The 21,508-nt window shown below is 71.7% G+C and carries 20 protein-coding genes; 13 read left to right on the top strand and 7 right to left on the bottom strand.

Features of this window, described 5'->3' with window-relative positions; all coding sequences use genetic code 11:
* Positions 1 to 293: 293 nt before the first annotated feature.
* Positions 294 to 1,976 carry a glucose-6-phosphate isomerase gene (gene pgi / locus KZX17_RS01650; RefSeq protein ID WP_248171205.1) on the bottom strand — a complete coding sequence of 561 codons (1,683 nt, stop codon included), beginning with the start codon at positions 1,974 to 1,976 and terminating at the stop codon, positions 294 to 296.
* Positions 1,973 to 2,674, bottom strand: coding sequence for a zinc ABC transporter ATP-binding protein AztA (gene aztA, locus KZX17_RS01645; protein ID WP_248171208.1), 702 nt, complete (start codon positions 2,672 to 2,674; stop codon positions 1,973 to 1,975). The genes pgi and aztA overlap by 4 nt, the downstream gene beginning before the upstream one ends.
* Positions 2,675 to 2,728: 54 nt before the next feature.
* Here aztA and aztB point away from each other — a divergent pair, with 54 nt between their 5' ends.
* The 4 genes from aztB to aztD are packed head-to-tail and all read left to right on the top strand — an operon-like array spanning position 2,729 to position 6,865.
* Entirely contained in the window at positions 2,729 to 3,574 is an 846-nt protein-coding gene (aztB, locus tag KZX17_RS01640; RefSeq protein WP_248171211.1) for a zinc ABC transporter permease AztB, read from the top strand.
* Positions 3,571 to 4,761, top strand: a complete 1,191-nt coding sequence (locus tag KZX17_RS01635) for a hypothetical protein (RefSeq protein WP_248171212.1) — start codon at positions 3,571 to 3,573, stop codon at positions 4,759 to 4,761. Before aztB ends, KZX17_RS01635 begins: the two co-directional genes overlap by 4 nt.
* Positions 4,758 to 5,657, top strand: a complete 900-nt coding sequence (gene aztC, locus KZX17_RS01630; protein ID WP_248171215.1) for a zinc ABC transporter substrate-binding protein AztC — start codon at positions 4,758 to 4,760, stop codon at positions 5,655 to 5,657. Before KZX17_RS01635 ends, aztC begins: the two co-directional genes overlap by 4 nt.
* 23 nt (positions 5,658 to 5,680) lie before the next feature.
* Complete coding sequence (gene aztD / locus KZX17_RS01625; RefSeq protein WP_248171218.1) at positions 5,681 to 6,865, top strand: zinc metallochaperone AztD; 1,185 nt, start codon at positions 5,681 to 5,683, stop codon at positions 6,863 to 6,865.
* A gap of 87 nt (positions 6,866 to 6,952) precedes the next feature.
* Here aztD and KZX17_RS01620 read toward each other — a convergent pair whose 3' ends face one another.
* From KZX17_RS01620 to cofE, 4 genes are all read right to left on the bottom strand, one after another.
* On the bottom strand, positions 6,953 to 7,807 hold the full coding sequence (locus KZX17_RS01620) for a DUF4097 family beta strand repeat-containing protein (protein ID WP_248171220.1): 855 nt from the start codon (positions 7,805 to 7,807) through the stop codon (positions 6,953 to 6,955).
* Positions 7,804 to 8,487 carry a response regulator transcription factor gene (locus KZX17_RS01615; protein WP_248171223.1) on the bottom strand — a complete coding sequence of 228 codons (684 nt, stop codon included), beginning with the start codon at positions 8,485 to 8,487 and terminating at the stop codon, positions 7,804 to 7,806. Before KZX17_RS01615 ends, KZX17_RS01620 begins: the two co-directional genes overlap by 4 nt.
* Positions 8,475 to 9,743 (bottom strand): histidine kinase, encoded by a 1,269-nt coding sequence (locus tag KZX17_RS01610; protein WP_248171225.1) that lies wholly within the window; start codon positions 9,741 to 9,743, stop codon positions 8,475 to 8,477. Before KZX17_RS01610 ends, KZX17_RS01615 begins: the two co-directional genes overlap by 13 nt.
* A gap of 63 nt (positions 9,744 to 9,806) precedes the next feature.
* Positions 9,807 to 10,574, bottom strand: coding sequence for a coenzyme F420-0:L-glutamate ligase (cofE, locus tag KZX17_RS01605; RefSeq protein ID WP_248171227.1), 768 nt, complete (start codon positions 10,572 to 10,574; stop codon positions 9,807 to 9,809).
* 33 nt (positions 10,575 to 10,607) lie between these two features.
* Between cofE and cofD the strand changes: the two genes are divergently transcribed.
* Positions 10,608 to 11,579, top strand: a complete 972-nt coding sequence (gene cofD / locus KZX17_RS01600) for a 2-phospho-L-lactate transferase (protein WP_248171230.1) — start codon at positions 10,608 to 10,610, stop codon at positions 11,577 to 11,579.
* 31 nt (positions 11,580 to 11,610) lie between these two features.
* Here the strand turns inward: cofD and KZX17_RS01595 are convergent, their stop codons facing one another.
* Entirely contained in the window at positions 11,611 to 12,957 is a 1,347-nt protein-coding gene (locus KZX17_RS01595; RefSeq protein ID WP_248171238.1) for an aminotransferase class I/II-fold pyridoxal phosphate-dependent enzyme, read from the bottom strand.
* Between the two features lie 113 nt (positions 12,958 to 13,070).
* Between KZX17_RS01595 and KZX17_RS01590 the strand changes: the two genes are divergently transcribed.
* The 8 genes from KZX17_RS01590 (at position 13,071) to KZX17_RS01555 (ending at position 21,508) form a co-directional block, all read left to right on the top strand.
* On the top strand, positions 13,071 to 13,919 hold the full coding sequence (locus KZX17_RS01590; protein ID WP_248171239.1) for a nitrilase-related carbon-nitrogen hydrolase: 849 nt from the start codon (positions 13,071 to 13,073) through the stop codon (positions 13,917 to 13,919).
* A gap of 23 nt (positions 13,920 to 13,942) precedes the next feature.
* The gene (hydA, locus tag KZX17_RS01585) at positions 13,943 to 15,379 is read left to right on the top strand and encodes a dihydropyrimidinase (RefSeq protein WP_248171241.1); all 1,437 of its coding nucleotides are present in this window, start codon (positions 13,943 to 13,945) and stop codon (positions 15,377 to 15,379) included.
* 24 nt (positions 15,380 to 15,403) lie between these two features.
* Entirely contained in the window at positions 15,404 to 16,420 is a 1,017-nt protein-coding gene (locus KZX17_RS01580; RefSeq protein ID WP_248171242.1) for a TIGR03842 family LLM class F420-dependent oxidoreductase, read from the top strand.
* The gene (locus KZX17_RS01575) at positions 16,417 to 17,298 is read left to right on the top strand and encodes an ABC transporter permease (RefSeq protein ID WP_248171243.1); all 882 of its coding nucleotides are present in this window, start codon (positions 16,417 to 16,419) and stop codon (positions 17,296 to 17,298) included. The genes KZX17_RS01580 and KZX17_RS01575 overlap by 4 nt, the downstream gene beginning before the upstream one ends.
* Positions 17,295 to 18,125 carry an ABC transporter ATP-binding protein gene (locus KZX17_RS01570; protein WP_374107914.1) on the top strand — a complete coding sequence of 277 codons (831 nt, stop codon included), beginning with the start codon at positions 17,295 to 17,297 and terminating at the stop codon, positions 18,123 to 18,125. The genes KZX17_RS01575 and KZX17_RS01570 overlap by 4 nt, the downstream gene beginning before the upstream one ends.
* Positions 18,126 to 18,132: 7 nt before the next feature.
* The gene (locus KZX17_RS01565; RefSeq protein WP_248171245.1) at positions 18,133 to 18,897 is read left to right on the top strand and encodes an ABC transporter permease subunit; all 765 of its coding nucleotides are present in this window, start codon (positions 18,133 to 18,135) and stop codon (positions 18,895 to 18,897) included.
* Positions 18,898 to 18,961: 64 nt separating this feature from the next.
* Positions 18,962 to 20,134, top strand: a complete 1,173-nt coding sequence (locus KZX17_RS01560) for an ABC transporter substrate-binding protein (protein WP_248171246.1) — start codon at positions 18,962 to 18,964, stop codon at positions 20,132 to 20,134.
* Between the two features lie 69 nt (positions 20,135 to 20,203).
* Positions 20,204 to 21,508: an aspartate aminotransferase family protein gene (locus KZX17_RS01555; protein WP_248171247.1), complete on the top strand. Its 1,305-nt coding sequence runs from the start codon at positions 20,204 to 20,206 to the stop codon at positions 21,506 to 21,508.

Below are 21,508 nucleotides of genomic sequence, written 5' to 3'. Positions count from 1 at the left end.
CGGCCACCCTCGCACCGCGACAGCCGCCGCGCAACGGCCCCCGCGCGGAGATCCGCACAACAGCGGACGCTGCGCGCGGCATCCGTCCGCGGGAACGCAGATCTCCGCTCGAACGCAGACCTCCGCTCGAACGACGGCCGCTCGAACGCAGACCTCCGCTCGAACGACGGCCGATCGAACGACGGCCGCTCGAACGACGGCCCGCTCGGACGACGGCCCGCTCGGACGACGGCCCGCTCGAAGGACGGCCCGGTCGACCGACAGGACCGAGGCCGCCGCCCGGGAGCCCCGCCTCAGGCGCGGTGGTCGCGGTAGTACTCGAGCAGCGCCTTCGTCGAGGCATCCTGCGACTCGAGCGCGTCGCTGTCGCCCTCGATCGCCGGCGCGATCTGCAGGGCGAGCTGCTTGCCGAGCTCGACACCCCACTGATCGAACGAGTTGATGCCCCAGATCACGCCCTGCGTGAAGGTGATGTGCTCGTAGAGTGCGACGAGCTGGCCGAGCACCGCGGGCGTCAGCGACGGCGCGAAGATCGACGTCGTGGGGCGGTTCCCCGGGAACGTCCGTGCCGCGACGAGCGCGCCGGTCGTGCCCTCAGCCTCGACCTCTTCGGCGGTCTTGCCGAAGGCGAGCGCCTTCGTCTGTGCGAGGAAATTCGCGAGGAACAGGCCGTGCACGTCGCGGTCGCCGTCCGTCAGGGTGTAGGCCGGGTTCGCGAACGCGATGAAGTCCGCGGGGATGAGGCGCGTTCCCTGGTGAATCAGCTGGTAGAACGCGTGCTGCCCGTTCGTCCCCGGCTCACCCCAGAACACCTCGCCGGTGTCGGTCGTCACGGGGGAGCCGTCCCACCGCACCGACTTGCCGTTCGACTCCATCGTCAGCTGCTGCAGGTACGCGGCGAACCGGCTCAGCTGCTGCGCATACGGCAGCACCGCGTGCGACTGCGCGCCGAGGAAGTTCGTGTACCAGACGTTCAGCAGGCCCATGAGCACCGGGACATTCTCGGCCAGCGGCGTCGTCCGCACGTGCTCGTCCACGGCGTGGAAGCCGGCGAGCAGCTCGCGGAACGTGTCGGCGCCGAACTCGATGACGAGCGACAGCCCGATCGCCGAGTCGACCGAGTAGCGGCCGCCCACCCAGTCCCAGAAGCCGAACGCGTTCGCGGTGTCGATGCCGAACTCGGCGACCTTCTCGAGTGCGGTGGAGACGGCGACGAAGTGGTGGGCGACGGCATCTTTCTTCTGCTCGTCGCTGCCGTCGATCGCGCCCGCCGACGCGAGGCCCTCCCACAGCCAATCCCGCGCCAGACGCGCGTTGGTCAGCGTCTCGAGCGTCGTGAACGTCTTCGAGGCGACGATGAACAGCGTCGTCTCGGGGTCGAGGTCCTTCGTCTTCGACGCGATGTCGAACGGGTCGATGTTCGAGACGAACCGCGCGGAGATGCCGGCGTCCGCGTACGGCTCCAGCGCCGCCGAGATCATGACCGGACCGAGGTCCGAGCCGCCGATGCCGATGTTGACGACCGTCTCGACCTTCTTGCCGGTGATGCCGGTGAACTCGCCCGAGCGCACCCGCCCGGCGAACTCCGCCATCGCGTCGAGCACCTCCTGCACGTCGGTGTCGATGTCCTGGCCGTCGACTGTCAGCGCGGGCACGGCCTTGGCGGGGCGTCGCAGCGCCGTGTGCAGGACGGCGCGATCCTCGGTGGTGTTGATGTGCTCGCCGGCGAGCATGGCCGCGTAGCGGTCGGCGACCCCGGTCTGCTCGGCGAGGCGCACGAGGGCCGCGACGATCTCGTCGGTCACGAGGTTCTTCGACAGATCGACGTGCAGGTCGGCCACGTCGTGCGTGAGCTTCGCGACGCGCTGCGGATCCGACGCGAACCAGCCGCGGAGGTCAGGGGTGAAGCTGGAGGTGAGGGCCTCGAGCTCGGCCCAAGCGGAGGTGGTGGTGGCGTCGATCGGAGCGTTGGTCACGCCTCAACGGTACCGACGTTCCCGAGGGCCCGTCCACGCGGTGACGGCTGTGTGACGCGCCCCGAGACGCGACCGGCCTCGAGCGTGACGACCTCGTCGACCTCGCCGACCTCCGTGAGGTCGTGCGTCACGACGACGACCGCCGCACCGCGGTCGGCTGCCAAGCGCAGGGCGGATGCCGTCGCCCGCCGCGCAGCGTCGTCGAGCCCGGTCATCGGCTCGTCGAGCAGCAGCAGGTCGGCCTCCTGTGCGAGGGCCTGCGCGACGAACGCCCGCTGCCGCTGACCGCCCGAGAGCGCCCCGAGGTGCCGCCGCGACAGCGGCGTCAGCCCGACGGCCTCGATGGCCTCGGCGACACGATCGCGGTCGACGCGGCGGAGCGGACGGAACGCGCCGCGCTCGCGCCACCGGCCCATCGCGACGAGATCCGAGAGGGTCAGCGGGAGTCTCGCGGTGTCGGCGGTGTGCTGCGGCACGAACGCCACCCGGATGCCGGGGCGACTCGTCGCGGTTCCTCGCGTGGGCCGTCGCAGGCCCGCGATGACGGCGAGCAGGGTCGATTTGCCCGAACCGTTCGCGCCGACGACGGCGGTCACCCGGCCGGCGTGCACGTCGAGGTCGACGCCCGTCAACGCGACATGACCGTCGATCTCGAGGGTCGCGTCGGTCAGAGAGGCGAGAGCGGCGGTGGGCAGCATCCGTTCATTATTGCAAATGAAAACCGTTCTCAATTACGTGTACAGTCGTCGACCGTGTCCCCCCTCTTCGACCCCTTCGCCGCCGAGTTCGTCCAGCGCGCGCTGCTCGGCGGCGCGCTCGTCGCGGTCGTCTGCGGCGTCGTCGGGACCTGGGTGGTCCTTCGCGGCATGGCGTTCCTGGGGGAGGCGATGGCCCACGGCATGCTCCCCGGTGTCGCGGTCGCGACCCTCCTGGGCGTCCCGCCCATGGCCGGCGCCGCGGTCAGTGCGGCGGCGATGTCGCTCGGCGTCGGCGCGTTGCAGCGCCGCGGCAGGCTCTCCGCCGACACGAGCATCGGCCTGCTCTTCGTCGCGAGCCTCTCGCTCGGTGTGATCGTGATCTCCGCGTCTCGGAGCTTCGCGACGGATGCCTCCGCGATCCTCTTCGGCGACATCCTCGCCATCGAGCGGGGCGACCTCGCCGTGCTGGCGGTCGCGGTGGCCGTCACGCTCGCCGTCGCCGCGCTCGGCCACCGGTCGTTCGTCGCCCTCGCCGTCGACCCGCGGCAGGCGCAGCTGCTGGGCCTCCGGCCGCGGCTCGCGCACGTCCTGCTGGTCGGCCTCGTCACCCTCGCGGTCGTCTCGGCCTACCAGGCGGTCGGCTCGCTGCTGGTCGTCGGCATGCTGCTCGGCCCGGCCGTCGCCGCCGGCGCCTGGACGCGACGGATCGTCCCCACCATGATCGTCGCCGCGCTCGTCGGTGTCGTCGCCGTGGCCGCGGGGCTCATCCTCTCGTGGCATCTCGGCACCGCGGCCGGTGCCACCGTCGCGTTCGCCGCGATCTGCTCCGGCGCGGTGTCCACCGGCATCCGCTCGCTCGGTCGCCTCCGCCGAGCCGTCCCCGTCGAAAGGACCGCATGAACCGTCGCGCACCCGCCGCCCTGCTGGCCGCACTCGCCCTCACCCTCACCGCCTGTCAGACGGCGCCTACCGCTGAGCCCGCCGCGACCGACGAGGACGACCACGGTGCGATCGCCGGCGCGCGAGAGCTCGCCGAACCGGCGCTGCACCTGACGAGCATCGCGACCGACGGCGGCGTCCACCACCTCGACCTCCTCGACGAGCAGAGCGAGCGCCTCGGCGAGATCGCCCCCGCGACCGGGCTCCAGACCGATGGACGGTTCCTCTACGCCGTGCGGGACGGAGGCGTCTCGGTCGTCGACAGCGGCGTCTGGACCTGGAACCACGTCGACCACTTCCACTACTACGAGGCGCCGGCCGACCTGCTCGGCGACGTGCGCGGCGCCGGAGCGCCGACCGTCGTCGCGAGCGACCTGGGCGCCGGCATCCACTTCGACGGCGGTGAAGCCGCGCTGCTCGATCTCGACGCGCTGAAGGACGGCGAGATCGTCGAGCGTTTCCGCCTCGAGTCGGCTCCCGGGGACGGCATGGTCGTGCCGCTGCCGACCGGCGCCCTCGTGACGGATGCCGCCGGCCTCCGCCACGTCGACGGCACCGGACGGCAGCTCGAGGTCGTCTCCTGCGCCGAACCGGCCGGCTCGATCGCCACCAACGTCGGCGTCGTCGTGGGGTGCGCCGACGGCGCGGTCCTCGCGGTGACGGATGCCGACGGCACGACCTTCGAGCGGATCCCGTACCCCGACGGGGCCGAGGACCGCGTGATGGCCTTCGCGGCACGCGAGGGGCGCCCGACGGTGGCCGGGCTCGGCGGGGATGACGGCGTCTGGCTGCTCGACACGCGGGAGCGCTCGTGGAGCCGCATCGAGGCGGGGGAGCGGATCGTCCGCGTCGCCGCCGTCGACGACGCCGACCAGCACGTCGTCGCCCTCACCGCCGACGGCGCGGTGCTCGTCCTCGACGGCGAGACCGGGGCGCGCCTCGCCCGCACCGAGCCGCTCGTCGCCGCATCCCTCGCCGCCCCCGACCTCGCAGACGGCGTGAGTCTCACCGTCGACCAGCACCGCACCTACCTGAACGGACCCGCCGAGCACGCCATGTTCGAGATCGATCCCGCCGACGACGCCCGCGTCGCCCGCACCTTCGCCGCCGCCCACACGCCCGCATTCGTCGCGGAGACGGGACGATGAGGCGCGCGCTCGCCGTGACGCTGGCCGTCGCGAGCGTGGCGGCGCTCGTCGCCTGCGCACCGGCGGCGGATGACCGCCCGACCGTGGTCGCGACGACGAACATCCTCGGCGACATCGTCGAGAACCTCGCCGGCGACGCGGTCGAGGTCGTCACCCTGATGCCGCCGAACGCCGACCCGCACTCGTTCGAGCTGTCGGCGAGGGAGGCCGCCCAGCTGCGCGACGCCGACCTCGTCGTCTCGAACGGGCTGGGGCTCGAAGAGGGCGTGCAGCACCACGTCGACGCGGCCGCCGCCGACGGTGCACCGCAGTTCGTCGCGGGTGATCACGTCGAGGTGCTCCCGTACGCGGAGGGCGACGGCGCGGACCCTCACTTCTGGACCGACCCCACGCAGACCGCGCTCGTGGTCGACGCGCTCGCGCCGGAGCTCGCCGGGATCGCGGGCGACGGCGCGGCATCCGTCGACCGCGCCGCCGCGGCGTATCTCGCGCAGCTCGACGAGCTCGATGCCGAGATGGCGGCGACCCTCGGCGACATCCCGGAGGATCGGCGCGCGCTCGTGACGAACCACCACGTGTTCGGCTACCTCGCCCGCCGGTACGACGTCCGCATCCTCGGTGCGGCCGTCCCGGGCGGCACGACCCTCGCTGCACCGAGCGCGTCGGATCTGCAGGAGCTCGTCGATGCGATCGACGAGGGCGGCGTGCGGACGATCTTCGCGGACTCGTCGCAGCCCGACCGGCTCATGCAGGTGCTCGCCGACGAGGCGGGACGCGACGTGGGCGTCGTCGCGCTGTTCACCGAGTCCCTCGCGCCCGCCGGTGAACCCGGCGACACCTACCTCGACATGATGCGACGCAACCTGCAGCGCATCGCCGACGGCCTCACCCCGTGAGGCGTTCCCTGGAAAGGAAAACCATGAACAAGATCCTGCAGTACGGCGCCCTCGCCGGCGCCGCTGCCCTGCTGCTGGCGGGCTGCGCGTCCGCGGCGGACCCGGGCTCGGCGCCCGCGGCGGAGTCCAGCGACGCGCCCGCGCCGGTCGCCGGGCCGCGGCTCGCGGTCGCCTACGAGGGCGGCGTCACCGTCTTCGGCGGCGACGACCTGGCCGAGCTCGGCGACTTCGACTCCGAGGAGTTCATCCGCCTCAACGCCGCCGGCGACGGCCGACACGTCATGGTGACGACGTCGAAGGGCTTCCAGCTGCTCGACGCGCGGGCCCCCGAGCTGACCGAGCTGCTGGTGCCGGCGGCCGCCGCGGGACACGTCGTCTCGCACGCCGACAAGACGGTGCTCTACGACGACGCGACGAGCGACACGACCGTGTTCGACTCCGCCGCGCTCGCGGCATCGGAGGGCGAGCTACCCGAAGCCGAGGTGATCCCGGGTGACACCGCCCACCACGGCGTCTCGGTCGAGCTCGAGGACGGCACGCTGCTGACGACCGTCGGGACCGAGGCGGGGCGCACCGGCATCCGCGTCCTCGACGCGAACCGCGACGAGATCGCGTCGAACGACCAGTGCCCCGGCGTGCACGGCGAGGGGACGGCGCAGGGCGAGGCGGTCGTCTTCGGCTGCGAGGACGGCGTGCTGCTCGTGAAGGACGGCGAGATCACCAAGCTCGACGCTCCCGACGAGTTCGGCCGCAGCGGCAACGCGTACGTCTCCGAGTCGAGCCCGCTCGTCGTCATGGATTACAAGACCGACCCGGATGCCGAGGGCTACCTCCTGCGCGACCTCGCCCTCGTCGACACCGCCGCCGGCACGCTCGAGACGGTCGCCCTGCCCGACGGTGTGGAGTACACCTACCGGGGCGTCGGACGCGGACCGGCCGAGGAGGCCGTGCTGATCGGCACCGACGGCAAGCTGCACTCGATCGACCCGGCGACGGGTGAGATCACCTCGTCGCTGCAGGTGGTCGACCCGTGGGAGGGCCCGGCCGAGTGGCAGGACCCGCACCCCTCGGTGAAGGTGGCGGGTGACCGCGCCTACGTCACCGACCCCGCCGACAGCGAGATCGTCGTCGTCGACTTGACCACCGGCGAGATCGCGCAGACGGTCGCCCTCGACCACGTCCCCAACGAGATCGCCGTCATCGGCTGACCCTCGCAACGCCCGCGAGCCGCCGCGGATGGTCATTCGCCCGTCGAAGGGGCGACCATCTGCGGCGGCTCGCGGTGCGCGACGGAGTCAGTCGCCGGGGGTGAGGGTGACGTTGCCGGCGGAGACCTGCACGTCGACCGTGCGCGCCGCGCCGGTCGAGGTCGACAGGTTGTTGTCGAAGGAGCCCGCCGACACGTCGGACGTGACGTCGTAGTCCGCGTCGGGGAGGTCGGCCACGAGCGTTCCGGCGCTGACGTCGATCCGGACGTCCCGGAGCGACTCGCCCGTCAGCGACGCGACGATCTCGCCGGCGCCGATCTGCAGGTCCGCGGTGCGCACGCCGTCGACGTCGACATCGGCACTGCCGGCGCTCACCTCGACGGTCACGTCGTCGGCGGTGCCCGTCACATCCGCGTCGCCGGCCCCGACGTCGATCTGGAGGTCGCCGTAGGTGCCGCCCGCCGTGATCGACCCGGCGGACACCTCGAAGCGGGCGTCGAGCTGCTGTTCCTCGAGTTCCGACGGGAGGGTCAGCGTCGCGCGGCTGTCGTTCCAGTCGAAGCCGGCCTGGAACGCCCACCACGGCCGGTCGTTCGAGAGCGAGAGCGTGTCGCCTCGGCGATCCAGTCGCCAGTCACGATCGCCGCCGGTGATCTCGAGGACCGCCTCGTCGACGTCCGCGTATTGGACGACGACGTGGCCTGCCGACACGTCGAGTGACAGGGCGCTGATGTCGGTCGCGTCCGCGGAGCGGCTGCCGGCGCCGCGGTCGCCGGCGGCGTAGGCGATCGAGCCGATGCCCGACACGAGGGTGCCGAGCAGCAGCGCGCCGCCGAGGCTCATCGCGAGGATCGCGACGACCTTCGCCGACGAACGCGGCGGGGACGGGGGCGGGGGCGTGGCGCCGGCTGCGGCGGCGGGCGGGTTCAGGTCGATGCTCATCGGACTGCTCCGTTCTGGTCGGTGTGGCCGGGACCGCCGTGCTCGAGGTGCACGAGGGCCGCGAGGACGCGGCGGTTGCCGTGCTCGTCCTGTTCGAGGTCGAGTTTCTGGAAGAGGGACGTGATGTGCTTCTCGACGCTCGCCTCGGAGACGAAGAGCGCGCCGGCGATCGCGGAGTTGCTCTTGCCTTCGGCGATGAGCGCGAGGACCGAGCGTTCCCGGTCGGTGAGGCGCGACATCCGCTCGTCCCGCGCCCGTCGCGTCAGCAGCTGGGCGACGACCTCGGGGTCGAGCACCGTGGCTCCCGACGCGATGCGGTCGATCGAGTCGAGGAAGTCGCGGACGTCGGCGACGCGGTCCTTCAGCAGGTAGCCGAGGGCGGCGTTCTGGCCGGTGATGAGGTCGCTCGCGTAGCGCTCCTCGACGTACTGGCTGAGGACCAGCACCGGGAGGGAAGGATGCTGCGCCCGCAGCGCGAGCGCCGCCCGGATGCCTTCGTCCGTGAACGTCGGCGGCAGTCGCACGTCGAGGATGCAGAGCTCGGGGGCCGTATCGGTGACCGCGTCGACGAGGCCGTCGGCGTCGGGGAGGGCGGCGACCACGGTGTGGCCGGCGTCCTCGAGCACGCGCACGAGTCCTTCGCGCAGCAGTGTGGAGTCCTCGCAGATCAGGATGCGCACGGGACCGTCACCTCCAGAGCCGTCGGGCCGCCGACGGGGCTGTCGAGCTTCGCGGTGCCGCCGGCGGCGAGCACCCGGTTGGTGATGCCGTCGAGGCCGCCGCCGGGCACGACGGTCGCGCCGCCGATGCCGTTGTCCTCGACCCGGGCCCAGATGAGCCGGCCGGTCGCGGCGTCGTCGCGGCTGCGCACCACGACCCGCACCTCCGTCGCGCGGGCGTGCTTCGCGGCGTTGGTCAGCGATTCGGCGATGACGAAGTACACGGCGGCCTCGGAGGTGGCGCTGCACCGATCGTCGAGGCGCACGTCGAGGGCGACGGGCACATGCGACCGTGCGGCGAGGGCTGAGAGGGCCGCATCGAGTCCGCGGTCGTCGAGGACCGAGGCGTGGATGCCGCGGGCCAGCTGCCGGAGCTCGGTGATGGCGGCCTTCGTCGAGGTGTGCGCCTCGTCGATGAGCGCCCTGGCGGCCGCCGGGTCGGAGTCGATCTTCTGCTGCGCCATGCCGAGGGTCATCCCCACCGAGACGAGCCGGGGCTGGACGCCGTCGTGGAGATCCCGCTCGATGCGGGTGCGCTCGACCTCGCTGGCGCGGACGGCGCCGGCTCGCTGTGCGCCGGCGGCCCGTGCCTGCTCGGCGAGAATCGCCTCGCGGGACGGCACCAGGATCGACCGGGTGATGAGGTCGTCGAGGAGTGAGACGCCGAAGAGGATGCCGAGGCTGAACAGCGCCGCGACGATGCCGCCCACGACGGCCCAGCCGTCGCTGACCGCGACGCCGATGAGGGGCACGTCACGGCCCTGCGCGGTGGCGGGCGAGAACACGACGCCGAGCGCCGCGACGAAGCCCCAGGCTGCGCCGATGACGACCCAGCCGAGGACCGTCGCGATCGCGAGGCTCGCGATGCCGCGCCACATCCCGCCGTCGATGAACTGCAGCCAGAGGGTCCGGAGGAATCCCCGGAACCCGGGTTCGCCGCTCGTGCGGATCCGCAGTCGCGGCACGCCGTGTCCGTACAGTCCCTCGACCCGCTCGTGCTCGAGCCAGGCCGCGGCCCACGCGACGTAGACCGCCGCGATGAGGAAGAGGATGCCGATGCCGAGCACGAGGATCATGCCGACGCCCACGCTCACGAGTGAGACGAGGGCGGTCAGGAAGCCGATGCCGACGACGCCGGCCGCGGCGAGCTGCGCGAGCGCACCGAGGCGGCGCAGCGGCCTGATCCGCCGGCGGGGCGGGGTGGTGTTCGAGGTCATGTCCCCAAGGTAGGGGCGGGGGAGAACGCCCACATCGGGGCGGTCCGGAGACCTCGGTTCGGGTTATCCCCCGGATGCGTCGGCGACGCCGCGCGCGTACGCCTCGCGCGTGCCCTCGCCGAAGAGGTCGCGCTCGGCCGGGCGGACGATCGACCGGGCACCCGGCAGGTCGAGGCCGCCCACGAGGTCGGCGCGACCGCGGACGACGGCCACCGGCATCCCGCTCGACTTGCGCTTGACGAGGTCGCCCGCCCCCGCGATCTCGTCGGCGACGCACGGCAGTGTGACGGCGAGCGGGCGACCCGAGGCATCCGTCCCTCCCCGTAGGTCCTCGATGACGACCACACCTGCGGCGCCGATCGCGCAGTCCGTCTGCCCCTCGCGCCACGCGCGCCCGAGCGTGTCCGAGACGATGACGCCGATCGTGGCGCCGGTGCGCTCCCGGATACCGGCCGCCAGCACCCGTGCGGAGGCGTCCGGGTCTTCGGGCAGCAGCAGGATGAGCCCGTCGGGGGTGTTGCTGGCGTCGACGCCCGCGGCGGCGGCGACGATGCCGAGGCGGCTCTCGACGATGCGGACCGTCCCCGCCTCGTTCTCGGCGACGACGCGAACGGTCTCCTCGGCGACGGCCGCGTCGCGGTCGGCCTCGGGGCGATAGCGCCCCTCGGCCTTCGAGACGATCTTGCTGGTGACGACGAGGATGTCGCCGTGCGCCAGCGTGCCGCCGGCCGCCCGGACGATCTCGTCGACCAGGTCGGTGCCGGGGACGATCTCGCCGATCCCCGTCAGGGGCCAGACGGTGAGCGCGGCGGGAGCGGGGGCGGCGGGCATCGGCCCAGGATACGGCGACCGTACGCTGGGGGAGTGACCGCCCGCACCCCGCCCCGTGTCGTCCTGCTCGCCGGCGGCGTCGGCGGCTCCACCTTCGCCGTGGGCCTGCGCGACGAACTGCGCGCCCGCGGCGGCGAGCTCACCGTCGTGTGCAACACCGGCGACGACCTGTGGCTGAGCGGCCTGCGGCTGCAGCCGGACGTCGACTCGATGCTGTACGCCCTCGCCGGGGTGAAGGACCGGACCAGAGGGTGGGGGCGCGCGGACGACTCCCGTCGGGTCTCCGACGAGCTTCGCGCCTGGCGGGTCGGCTGGGACTGGTTCGAGCTCGGCGACCTCGACCTCGGCGCCCACATCGCACGGACGTCGTGGCTGCGCGAGGGGAAGACGCCGAGCGAGGCCGTCGCGCGTCTGCAGTCCCGATGGGACCTCCGGGCGACCCTCCTGCCGATGACCGACGCCGAGGTCGACACCCACGTGGTGGTGGAGGCCGGGCGGATGCACTTCCAGGAGTGGTGGACCCGCCACCGCGCCTCGCTCGAACCGGTCCGCTTCGAGAACCCAGGCGTCGAGGCATCCGTCCCGGCACCGGGCGTCCTCGAGGCGATCGCGGCGGCGGACGCGATCCTTCTCGCTCCGTCCAACCCGATCGTGTCGATCGGCCCCGTGGTCGCCGTCCCCGGCCTCGGCGATGCCGTGCGCGAGGCATCCGCTCCCGTCGTCGGGGTCTCGCCCATCATCGGCGACGCCCCGGTGCGGGGAATGGCCGACGTCTGCCTGCGGGTGGCCGGTGTGCCGTGCACCGCGGCGGGGGTCGCGGGCCACTACGGCGCCCGCTCGAACGGCGGCCTGCTCGACACGTGGCTTGTCGCCGAAGAGGACGCCGCCGCCGCGGCGGAAGTCGAAGCGCTCGGCGTGCACGCCCGGGTCGAGCCCCTCTGGATGGCGGATGCCGCGCGCACCCGCGCGCTCGCCGTCGCCGCGCTCGCGGCCGCGGGACTGTGAGTCGCCCGGGGCAACACGGCGCCGCTGGCGCCTACGGCAGCGGCGGCGCCTCTGCGGCCTCGGCGAGAGCCTCGGCGACGAGACGGACGTTCGCGGTGACGACACCGGCGGTCACCCGCACGTGCGGCGCCATCGTCTCGTCCCCGGGGGCGCGGTAGGGCACACCGGCTGAGACGGCGATGCCCGAGGCGGCCAGCCGCATCCGCGCGGCCCGCTCGTCGACCACCGGCAGCCACAGGTTGATGCCGTCGGGGTCGCCGACATCGACCCCGAGCTTGCGGAGCGCGGTCGCCATCCGATCGAGGCGGTCGCGGTAGATGAGCCTGGCCGTCCGCACGCGCGCGACGGACCCCGGGTCGGTCAGCAGGCCGAGGAGCACGGTCTGCAGGAGCCGGGAGGTCCACCCGGGGCCGAGCATCCGGCGCGCGATGAGGCGTTCCACGACGCGGGCGGGTCCGCCGAGCGCGGCGATGCGGAGGTCGGGCCCGTGCGACTTCGAGAAGCTCCGCACGTGCACGACCTGACCCGGGATCCACCGGGCGAGGGTCACATCGGGTGCGGAGCAGATGAGGGCGGAGTGGTCGTCCTCCACGACCGTCACGCGACGGCCGTCGGGCGCGTGCATGATGAGCTGCGCGAGCACGCGGGCGCGTTCGACCGTCATCGAGATGCCGGTCGGGTTCTGCGCACGGGGCTGCACGACGATCGCGGCGGGTTTGCGCGCGAGTGCCCGGGAGAGCGACCCCGGGGTGACGCCGTCCCGGTCGAGGGTGAGCGGGATCGGCTCGGCGCCGAGCGCTTCGAGCAGGTCGAAGAAGTACGGGAACCCGGGCGACTCGATCGCCACGCGATCGCCGAAGCGCACGACCTGCTCGAGCGTCCGCGAGATGCCGTCGAGCGCGCCGTCGACGACGGTGAACGTCTCGACGCCGGGTGCGGGCCAGGTCTCGGCGATGTGGGCGTGCAGCTCGGGGAGCACCGGCAGGTCGTGATAGCGCCCGGTGTCCGCGCGCGGGGCGACCCGCGAGAAGGCGCCCTCCAACGCGGGGAGCATCGTCGGATCGGGTGTGCCGTGCGAGAGGTCGAGGCGCACGGGCTGCGCGCCGCCGGCCAGTCCCTGCACGCGCGGACTCAGCCACTCGCGCGGTTCGGTCCGCACGAAGCTGCCGGCCCGGCCGCGCGAGACGATCGTGCCCGCATCCGAGAGGGCGCGCCACGCGGCGGCGACGGTCCCGGCGGAGACGCCGAGTGCGGCCGACATCTCGCGCACGGTCGGCAGGCGCTCGCCCGGCTCGAGCGAGCCGTCCGCGACGAGTCGGGCGATCTCACCGGCCATGCCGAGCGGCGTGCGGGTCTCGAGCGATTCGGGACGAAGCATCCGTCTCCTCGGGTGCGCGAGGTGTCCGGAGGATTAACGGCCGCGACACACTCGGAAACTGTCGGGAAATGTTCAAGCAGGACAGTAACAGAACCGAGGGAAGGAAGGCCGAGATGGCAACGGTGAGAGCGGCGATCACGCAGACGACGTGGACCGGCGACAAGGAGTCGATGCTCGACAAGCACGAGCAGTTCGCGCGGGAGGCGGCAGCCCAGGGCGCGCAGGTCATCTGCTTCCAGGAGCTGTTCTACGGCCCCTACTTCGGCATCACGCAGGAGAAGAAGTACTACCGCTACGCCGAGCCCGTCGACGGCCCCATCGTGCAGCGCTTCGCGGCGCTCGCGAAGGAGCTCGGCATGGTCATGGTCCTCCCCATCTACGAAGAGGCGCAGACCGGTGTGTACTACAACACCGCGGTGGTGGTGGATGCCGACGGCACGATCCTCGGCTCGTACCGCAAGCACCACATCCCCCACGTGGAGAAGTTCTGGGAGAAGTTCTACTTCCGGCCGGGCAACATCGGCTACCCCGTCTTCGACACCGCGGTCGGCAAGGTCGGCGTCATCATCTGCTACGACCGGCACTTCCCCGAGGCGTGGCGCGAGCTCGGGTTGAACGGCGCGCACCTCGCCTTCAACCCGAACGCCACCAAGCCGGGGCTCTCGAACCGGCTGTGGGAGGTCGAGCAGCCCGCCGCCGCCGTCGCGAACGGCTACTTCGTCCTCGCCCCCAACCGCGTCGGCCGCGAGGACAACGAGTACGGCGACGAGGCGGTCACCTTCTACGGCACGAGCCAGATCGTCGACCCGCGCGGCAACTACGTCGGCGAGCTCGGCTCGGGCACCGACGAGGAGATCCTCATCCGCGACCTCGACATGGACCTCGTCCGCGAGATGCGCGACGACTGGCAGTTCTACCGAGACCGCCGTCCCGACTCGTACGCCGAGATCGTCGCCCCGTAAGCCGACCGCACTCCGGAGGAGTCATGCCCACCACCCTCATCACCGGCGGCACCGTCGTCTCGTCGACCGGTCGCGGACCCGCCGACGTCCTCATCGACGGCGAGACCATCGTCGCCGTGCTGACGCCCGGCTCCACCCTGCTCGGACACGACCTGGCGGCATCCGTCGACACCGTCATCGACGCGACGGGGAAGTACGTGATCCCCGGCGGCATCGACGCCCACACGCACATGCAGCTGCCCTTCGGCGGCACGAGCGCGTCCGACACGTTCGAGACGGGCACGCGGGCCGCCGCATGGGGCGGGACGACCACCATCGTCGACTTCGCGGTGCAGCGGCAGGGCGAGCGCGTCGAGGACGGACTCGCCGCCTGGCACGCACTCGCCGCGGGGGGGTGCGCGGTGGACTACGGCTTCCATCAGATCATCGGCGGGGTCGACGAGCACTCGCTCGCCGCGCTGCCGACACTGATCGACGAGGGCATCACGAGCTTCAAGATGTTCATGGCCTACCCGGGGGTCTTCTACGCCGACGACGCGCAGATCCTGAAGGCCATGCAGGTCTCGGCCGACACCGGGCTGCTCACGATGATGCACGCCGAGAACGGCCCCGTCATCGACGTCCTCGCCGAGCAGCTCGTGCGCGCCGGCAGCACCGACCCCTTCTTCCACGGCAAGGCCCGGGTGTGGCAGGCGGAGGAGGAGGCGACCCACCGCGCGATCATGCTGTCGAACATCACCGGCGCGCCGCTCTACGTCGTGCACGTCAGTGCGAAGCAGGCGGTCGAGCAGCTCGCGTGGGCACGCGACAAGGGGCAGAACGTCTTCGGTGAGACGTGCCCGCAATACCTCTACCTGTCGCTGGAAGAGCACCTGGGTGCGCGCAGCGAGGAGTGGGGGGCGTTCGAGGGCGCGAAGTACGTGTGCTCGACGCCGCTGCGCTCCCGTGCCGAGGGGCACCAGGACCACATGTGGCAGGCGCTGCGCACGAACGACCTCCAGATGGTCTCCACCGACCACTGCCCGTTCTGCATGAAGGACCAGAAGGAGCTCGGCCGGGGCGACTTCCGCTCGATCCCGAACGGCATCGGGTCGGTCGAGCACCGCATCGACCTCATGTACCAGGGCGTCGTGACGGGCGAGATCACCCTCGAGCGCTGGGTCGAACTCACGAGCACGACGCCCGCGCGCATGTTCGGCATGTACGGCAAGAAGGGCGTCATCGCCCCGGGCGCCGACGGTGACGTCGTGATCTACGACCCCAACGGGCACACCTCGATCGGCTACGAGAAGACCCACCACATGAACATGGACCACTCCGCGTGGGAGGGCTTCGAGATCGACGGTCACGTCGACACCGTGCTCTCGCGGGGCAAGGTCATCGTCGACGACGGTGCCTACCTCGGTCGCAAGGGCGACGGTCGCTACGTCAAGCGCGGCCTCAGCCAGTACCTCATCTGACCCGAACCCCGAAAGAGAGCATCCATGGACTTCGGCGTCGTCCTGCAGACGAACCCGCCCGCCTCGCGCACCGTGCAGCTGTCCGCACTCGCCGAGGCCCACGGCTTCAGCCACGTCTGGACCTTCGACTCGCACCTCCTGTGGGAGGAGCCCTACGTCGTCCACTCGGCCATCCTCAACGCGACCAAGCGCATCACGGTCGGGCCGTTCGTCACGAACCCGGCCACCCGCGACTGGACGGTCACGGCATCCGTGTTCGCGACGCTCAACGAGATGTACGGCAACCGCACCATCTGCGGCATCGGCCGAGGCGACTCGGCGGTGCGGGTGACCAACGGCAAGCCGGTCACGATGCGGGAGCTCCGCGAATCCATCCACGTCATCCGCGAGCTCGGCAACTCCCGCGCCGTCGAGTACAAGGGCGCCACGCTCCAGTTCCCCTGGAGCCGTGGCTCCGAACTCGATGTGTGGGTCGCCGCGTACGGCCCGATGGCGCTGCAGCTCACCGGCGAGGTGGGCGACGGCTTCATCCTGCAGCTGGCCGACGTCGACATCGCGGCGTGGATGATCAAGGTCGTCCGGGATGCCGCCGAGGCCGCCGGACGCGACCCCGACTCGATCGCCTTCTGCGTCGCTGCCCCGATGTACATCGGCGAGGACCGGGAGCACATGCGCGACCAGTGCCGCTGGTTCGGCGGAATGGTCGGCAACCACGTCGCCGACATCGTGTCGAAGTACGGCACCGAGGGTGACGTGCCGCAGGCGCTGACCGATTACATCGCGGGCCGCACCGGGTACGACTACAACTCGCACGGCAAGAGCGACAACGACCACGTGGACTTCGTCCCCGACGAGATCGTCGACCGGTTCTGCCTGCTCGGCACCGCTGAGGAGCACATCGCCAAGCTCGAGCAGCTCCGCGCCCTCGGCGTCACCCAGTTCGCCGGCTACCTCCAGCACGACAACAAGGAGGAGACGATGCGGGTGTACGGCGAGACGGTGATCCCCGCCCTCTCCGAGCACATCACGGCCAAGTCATGACCCGCCGCTCCGCAGTCGCATGGGGGTGGGGTGCCCTCGGCGTCCTCGCCCTCGTCGCGCTGTGGGAGGCGTACAAGTGGCTCGGTCCCGCCGACGGCGTCGTGATCGGCGGCGACGAGGGGCTGCGGGTCCTGCCGCGCACCCACGACCGCGCGATGCCGCACGTCGCCGACATGGTCGCGCGGCTGTTCGACCCCACGAGCGGCGCCGACACGCCGCCCCTGTGGGCGACGGTGGCCGGGGCGGGACTCGTGACCCTCGGCATCGCCCTGGTCGGCTGGATCATCGGCGTCGTGGTCGGCGTGGCGTTCGCGCTGCTGATGCAGCGCTGGCGCATCGTCGAGCGGGGCCTGCTGCCCTGGATCGTGGTGTCGCAGACGGTCCCGCTCATCGCGTTCGCCCCGCTCGTCGCCCGGATCGGGTCGCAGATCGATCGCGCCGGCCTCCCGTGGCCGGAGTGGCTCTCGGTCGCGATCATCGCGTCGTACCTCGCCTTCTTCCCCGTCTCGATCGGAGCGCTCAAGGGGCTGTCGTCGCCCGACGCGATCCACCTCGACCTGATGCGCAGCTACGCGGCCGGGTACGGGCAGACCCTCCGGGCGCTGCAGTTCCCCTCGGCCGTGCCGTACCTCATCCCCGCGGTCCGCTTGGCCGCCGCGAACGCCGTCGTCGGCGTCGTCGTGGCCGAGGTCTCGATCGGCATGCGCGGAGGCCTCGGGCGAATGCTGCTGCAGGCCGCCCAATCGTCCTCGGCCGACCCGGCCCTGCCGTGGGGGCCGATCTTCGGCGCCGTGCTGCTCGGCCTCATCGTCGCCGGCGTCGTCGCGCTGCTCGCGGCGACGCTGCACCGCTACCGCCGGGGCGAGGCATCCGCATGACCACACCGCCCTCACCCGAGAGGAATCCCCGCATGAGCGAGATCGCCGTTCGCGCCACCGGTGTCGGCCGCACCTTCGGCGGCCGCCGCACAACCGAGGTGCACGCCCTCACCGGTGTCGACCTCGAGATCGCCGCGGGCGAGTTCGTGTCGCTGATCGGTCCGTCCGGATGCGGCAAGTCGACGCTCATGCGGCTGATCGCCGACCTCGACCAGCCGACGGCGGGCGCGCTCGACGTCTTCGGCAAGACGCCGAAGCAGGCGCGCCTCGACCAGGACTACGGCATCGCCTTCCAGCAGGCGGGACTGCTGCCCTGGCGCACGGTGCTGGAGAACATCGTGCTGCCGCTCGAACTGCACGGGGTCGGCAAGGCGGAGCGCCGCGCCCGCGCGGCGGAGTTGGCGGAGATGGTCGGGCTCACGGACTTCGGCGGCCGATACCCGGACGAGCTGTCGGGCGGCATGCAGCAGCGCGTCGCCATCGCCCGCGCCCTCGCGACGCGACCGAAGCTGCTGCTCATGGACGAGCCGTTCGGCGCACTCGACGAGATGACGCGGGAGCGGATGCAGACCGAGCTCACCCGCATCGCCGGCGAGACCGGCGCCGCGGTCGTCTTCGTGACCCACTCGATCCCCGAGGCGGTGTACCTGTCGGACCGGGTCGTCGTCATGTCGCCCCGGCCCGGTCGGATCACCGACGTCGTCACCGTCCCGTTCGGCACCGAACGACCCGACCTGCTGCGCGAGTCGCCCGAGTTCTTCGAGAAGGTGACCGAGGTGCGCGAGGCACTCCACGGCACCCCGGTCGCTCGCGCGAACGAGCGGTGACGGCACCGTGACGACGACCCAGCGGATCTCCCGCATCGCCGCGCCGGTGGCCACCGGCATCCTGCTGCTCCTGCTCTGGCAGGTGCTGTCGGGTGTGAAGATCGGCAGGCTCTCGCTGATCCCCGCGCCCGCCGACGTCGCCGAGACGGCAGTGCGGATCGCGGCGGTCGTGGGCGAGGACGCGCTCGTCACCGGCGGCAACACCCTCGTGGGGCTGGTGCTCGGCACCCTTCTCGGCGTCGTGTTGGCGGCGCTCGCGGCGTGGCTGCGGCCGGCGGACGGCATGCTCGCGCCACTCGTCGCCGCCATCGCGGTGGTCCCCATCGTCGCGCTCACGCCGCTGCTCAACACGATGTTCGGCGCGTCGGCGCAGTCCGGCCGGCAGATCGTCGCGGCGATCGCCGCCTTCGTCCCCGTCTTCGTGAACGTCCTGCGGGGCCTCCGACAGTCGCGTCCGGTCCAGCGCGACCTCTTCCTGGCGTACGCCGCCACGGGCGGGCAGCAGTTCCGCAAGCTGACACTCCCCGTCGCCGTGCCCTACCTCGTGACCGGCGTCCGGATCGCGAGCTCCGTCGCGGTCATCTCGGCCCTCGTCGCCGAGTACTTCGGCGGCCCGACCGACGGCCTCGGTACCGCGATCGCCAGCTACGCGAAGACCGGCAACGCCGCCGTCGCGTGGACCTACGTCGGCGCGGCCGTCGCCGTCGGTCTCATCTTCTTCCTCGTCACCGTGCTCCTCGAGCGCGCCGTGACCAGGCGGAGGCCGGTCTGACGTCCGTCGGCCCGGTCAGCTCCACCGCATCACCCGCATCATCCGAACACCCGAAAGGAACACCATGCGACACAGCACCCGACGCCGGTTCGCGGTCGTCACGACCGTGACCGCCGCCGCACTCGCCCTGTCCGCGTGCGCGGGCACCACGAGCACCACCCCCGCCGGCGGCGACGAGGACTTCGAGCCGATCACCGACATCAGCCTGCAGCTGCAGTGGCTGCCGCAGACGCAGTTCGCGGGCTACTACGTCGCCCAGGAGATGGGCTACTTCGAGGACGAGGGGTTCGACAACGTCGAGATCCTGCCCTCGGGCGGCGACATCATCCCCCAGGACGCCCTCGCCGCCGGCGACGTCGACTTCGCCGTCGCGTGGGTGCCGAAGGTCCTCGGCACGATCGAATCGTCCGGCGTCGAACTCACCGACATCGCGCAGGTCTTCCAGCGCTCGGGCACGACGCAGGTCTCGTGGAAGGGCGACGGCATCACGAGCGTCGGCGACTTCGAGGGCAAGCGGATCGGATCCTGGGGCTTCGGCAACGAGTGGGAGATCTTCGCCGCGATGGCCGCCGACGGGGTCGACTCGTCGACGGTCTCGATCACGACGCAGGACTTCTCGATGAACGCCCTGCTCGACGGCGATGTGGATGCCGCGCAGGCGATGACCTACAACGAGCTCGCCCAGGTGCTCGAGGTCGTGAACCCCGACACCGGTGAGCTCTACACCCTCGACGACCTCGACGTCGTCTCGTACGAGGACACCGAGGGGGCCATGCTGCAGGACGCCATCTGGGCCGACACCCAGCGGCTCGAGGAGGACCCGGCCTACGCCGACGCGGCGGTCCGCTTCCTCAAGGCGGTCACCAAGGGATGGCTGTACGCGCGGGACAACGTCGAGGAGTCGGCGGACCTCGTGTGGGACGTCGCCTCCAACGCCGAAGCGGCCTTCCCCGTCGGCCCGGTGCACCAGCTGTGGCAGCTCAACGAGGTCAACAAGCTCATCTGGACCGATGCGCCCTTCGGCACCGTCGAGCAGGACAAGTGGGACCAGACCGTCGACGGCGCGCTCGCGGCGGTCAACCAGGACGGCATGAACCTCATCACCGCCGAGCCCCCGGCATCCGCGTTCTCGAACGAGTACATCGAGAAGGCCCTCGCCGAGCTCGAGGATGAGGGTGTCAGCGTCGACGGCGGGTACACGCCGATCGACGTCACCCTCACCGAGGGCGGACAGTAACAGCACCGCAGTGACGGTCCCGGGGGTCCCCGGGCACCCGGGACCGTCCTTCACCCCCTGGAGCACCCGATGGTTTCCGACGACCTCGACACCCGCACCCGCGAGCTCGATCGCGCGCACGTCTTCCATTCCTGGTCCGCGCAGACACTGATCGACCCGTTCCCGCTCGCGGGCGGGTCCGGATCGACCGTCTGGGACCACACCGGCACGCGTCTGCTCGACTTCTCGAGCCAGCTCGTCAACGTGAACATCGGCCACCAGCATCCGGCCGTCGTCGACGCCATCAAGGCGCAGGCAGACCTCCTGACGACCGTCGCGCCCTCGACGGCCCACCTCGCCCGCGGCGAGGCCGCGAAGCGGATCGTGGATCTCGCGCCGGAGGGGTTCTCGAAGGTGTTCTTCACGAACGGCGGCGCGGACGCGAACGAGAACGCGATCCGGATGGCGCGCCTGCACACCGGGCGCGACAAGGTGCTCTCGCGGTACCGCAGCTACCACGGCAACACGGGGGCGGCGATCGTCGCGACCGGGGACTGGCGCCGCATCCCGAACGAGTACGCCCGCGGTCACGTGCACGTCTTCGGCCCGTACCTGTACCGGTCGGAGTTCTGGGCGACCACGCCCGAGGAGGAGTGCGAGCGGGCCCTCCACCACCTGCGGCGCGTCATCGAGGCGGAAGGTCCCACCTCGATCGCGGCGATCCTGCTCGAGTCGGTGCCCGGCACGGCGGGCATCATGATCCCCCCGCCGGGCTACCTCGCGGGCGTGCGGGCGCTGGCCGACGAGTTCGGCATCGTGCTGATCCTGGACGAGGTCATGAGCGGGTTCGGCCGCACCGGACGGTGGTTCGCGTTCGAGGGGCACGGTGTCGTCCCCGACCTCATCACGTTCGCGAAGGGGGTGAACTCCGGGTACATCCCCATCGGCGGGGTCATCATCTCCGATGCCATCGCGGCGACGTTCGACGAGCGCGTGTTCCCCGGCGGGCTGACCTACTCGGGGCATCCCCTCGCTGCGGCATCCGTGGTCGCAGCGCTCGACGCGATGCAGGCCGAGGGGATCGTCGAGCACGCCCGTCGCATCGGCGAGAACGCCCTCGGGCCGGGACTGCGCGCCCTGGCCGAGCGACACGCGATCATCGGCGAGGTCCGCGGTGAAGGGGTGTTCTGGGCCCTCGAGCTCGTCGCCGACCCCGCGACCCGGGAGCCCGTGGCGCCCGCCGTCATCGGCGCGCTGAAGAAGGACCTCATGGCGCGGGGGCTCCTGCCCTTCGCCGCCGACAACCGCATCCACGTCGTCCCGCCCTGCGTCGTCACCGACGACGAGGTGCGACAGGCGCTCGAGATCTACGACGCGGCATTCGCCGCGCTCTGA

This window comes from Microbacterium sp. EYE_78 (assembly GCF_023149035.1).
Lineage (GTDB): Bacteria > Actinomycetota > Actinomycetes > Actinomycetales > Microbacteriaceae > Microbacterium.
Note: the sequence above shows the minus strand (reverse complement) of the source record. Positions and strands in the feature narration are given on the sequence as shown.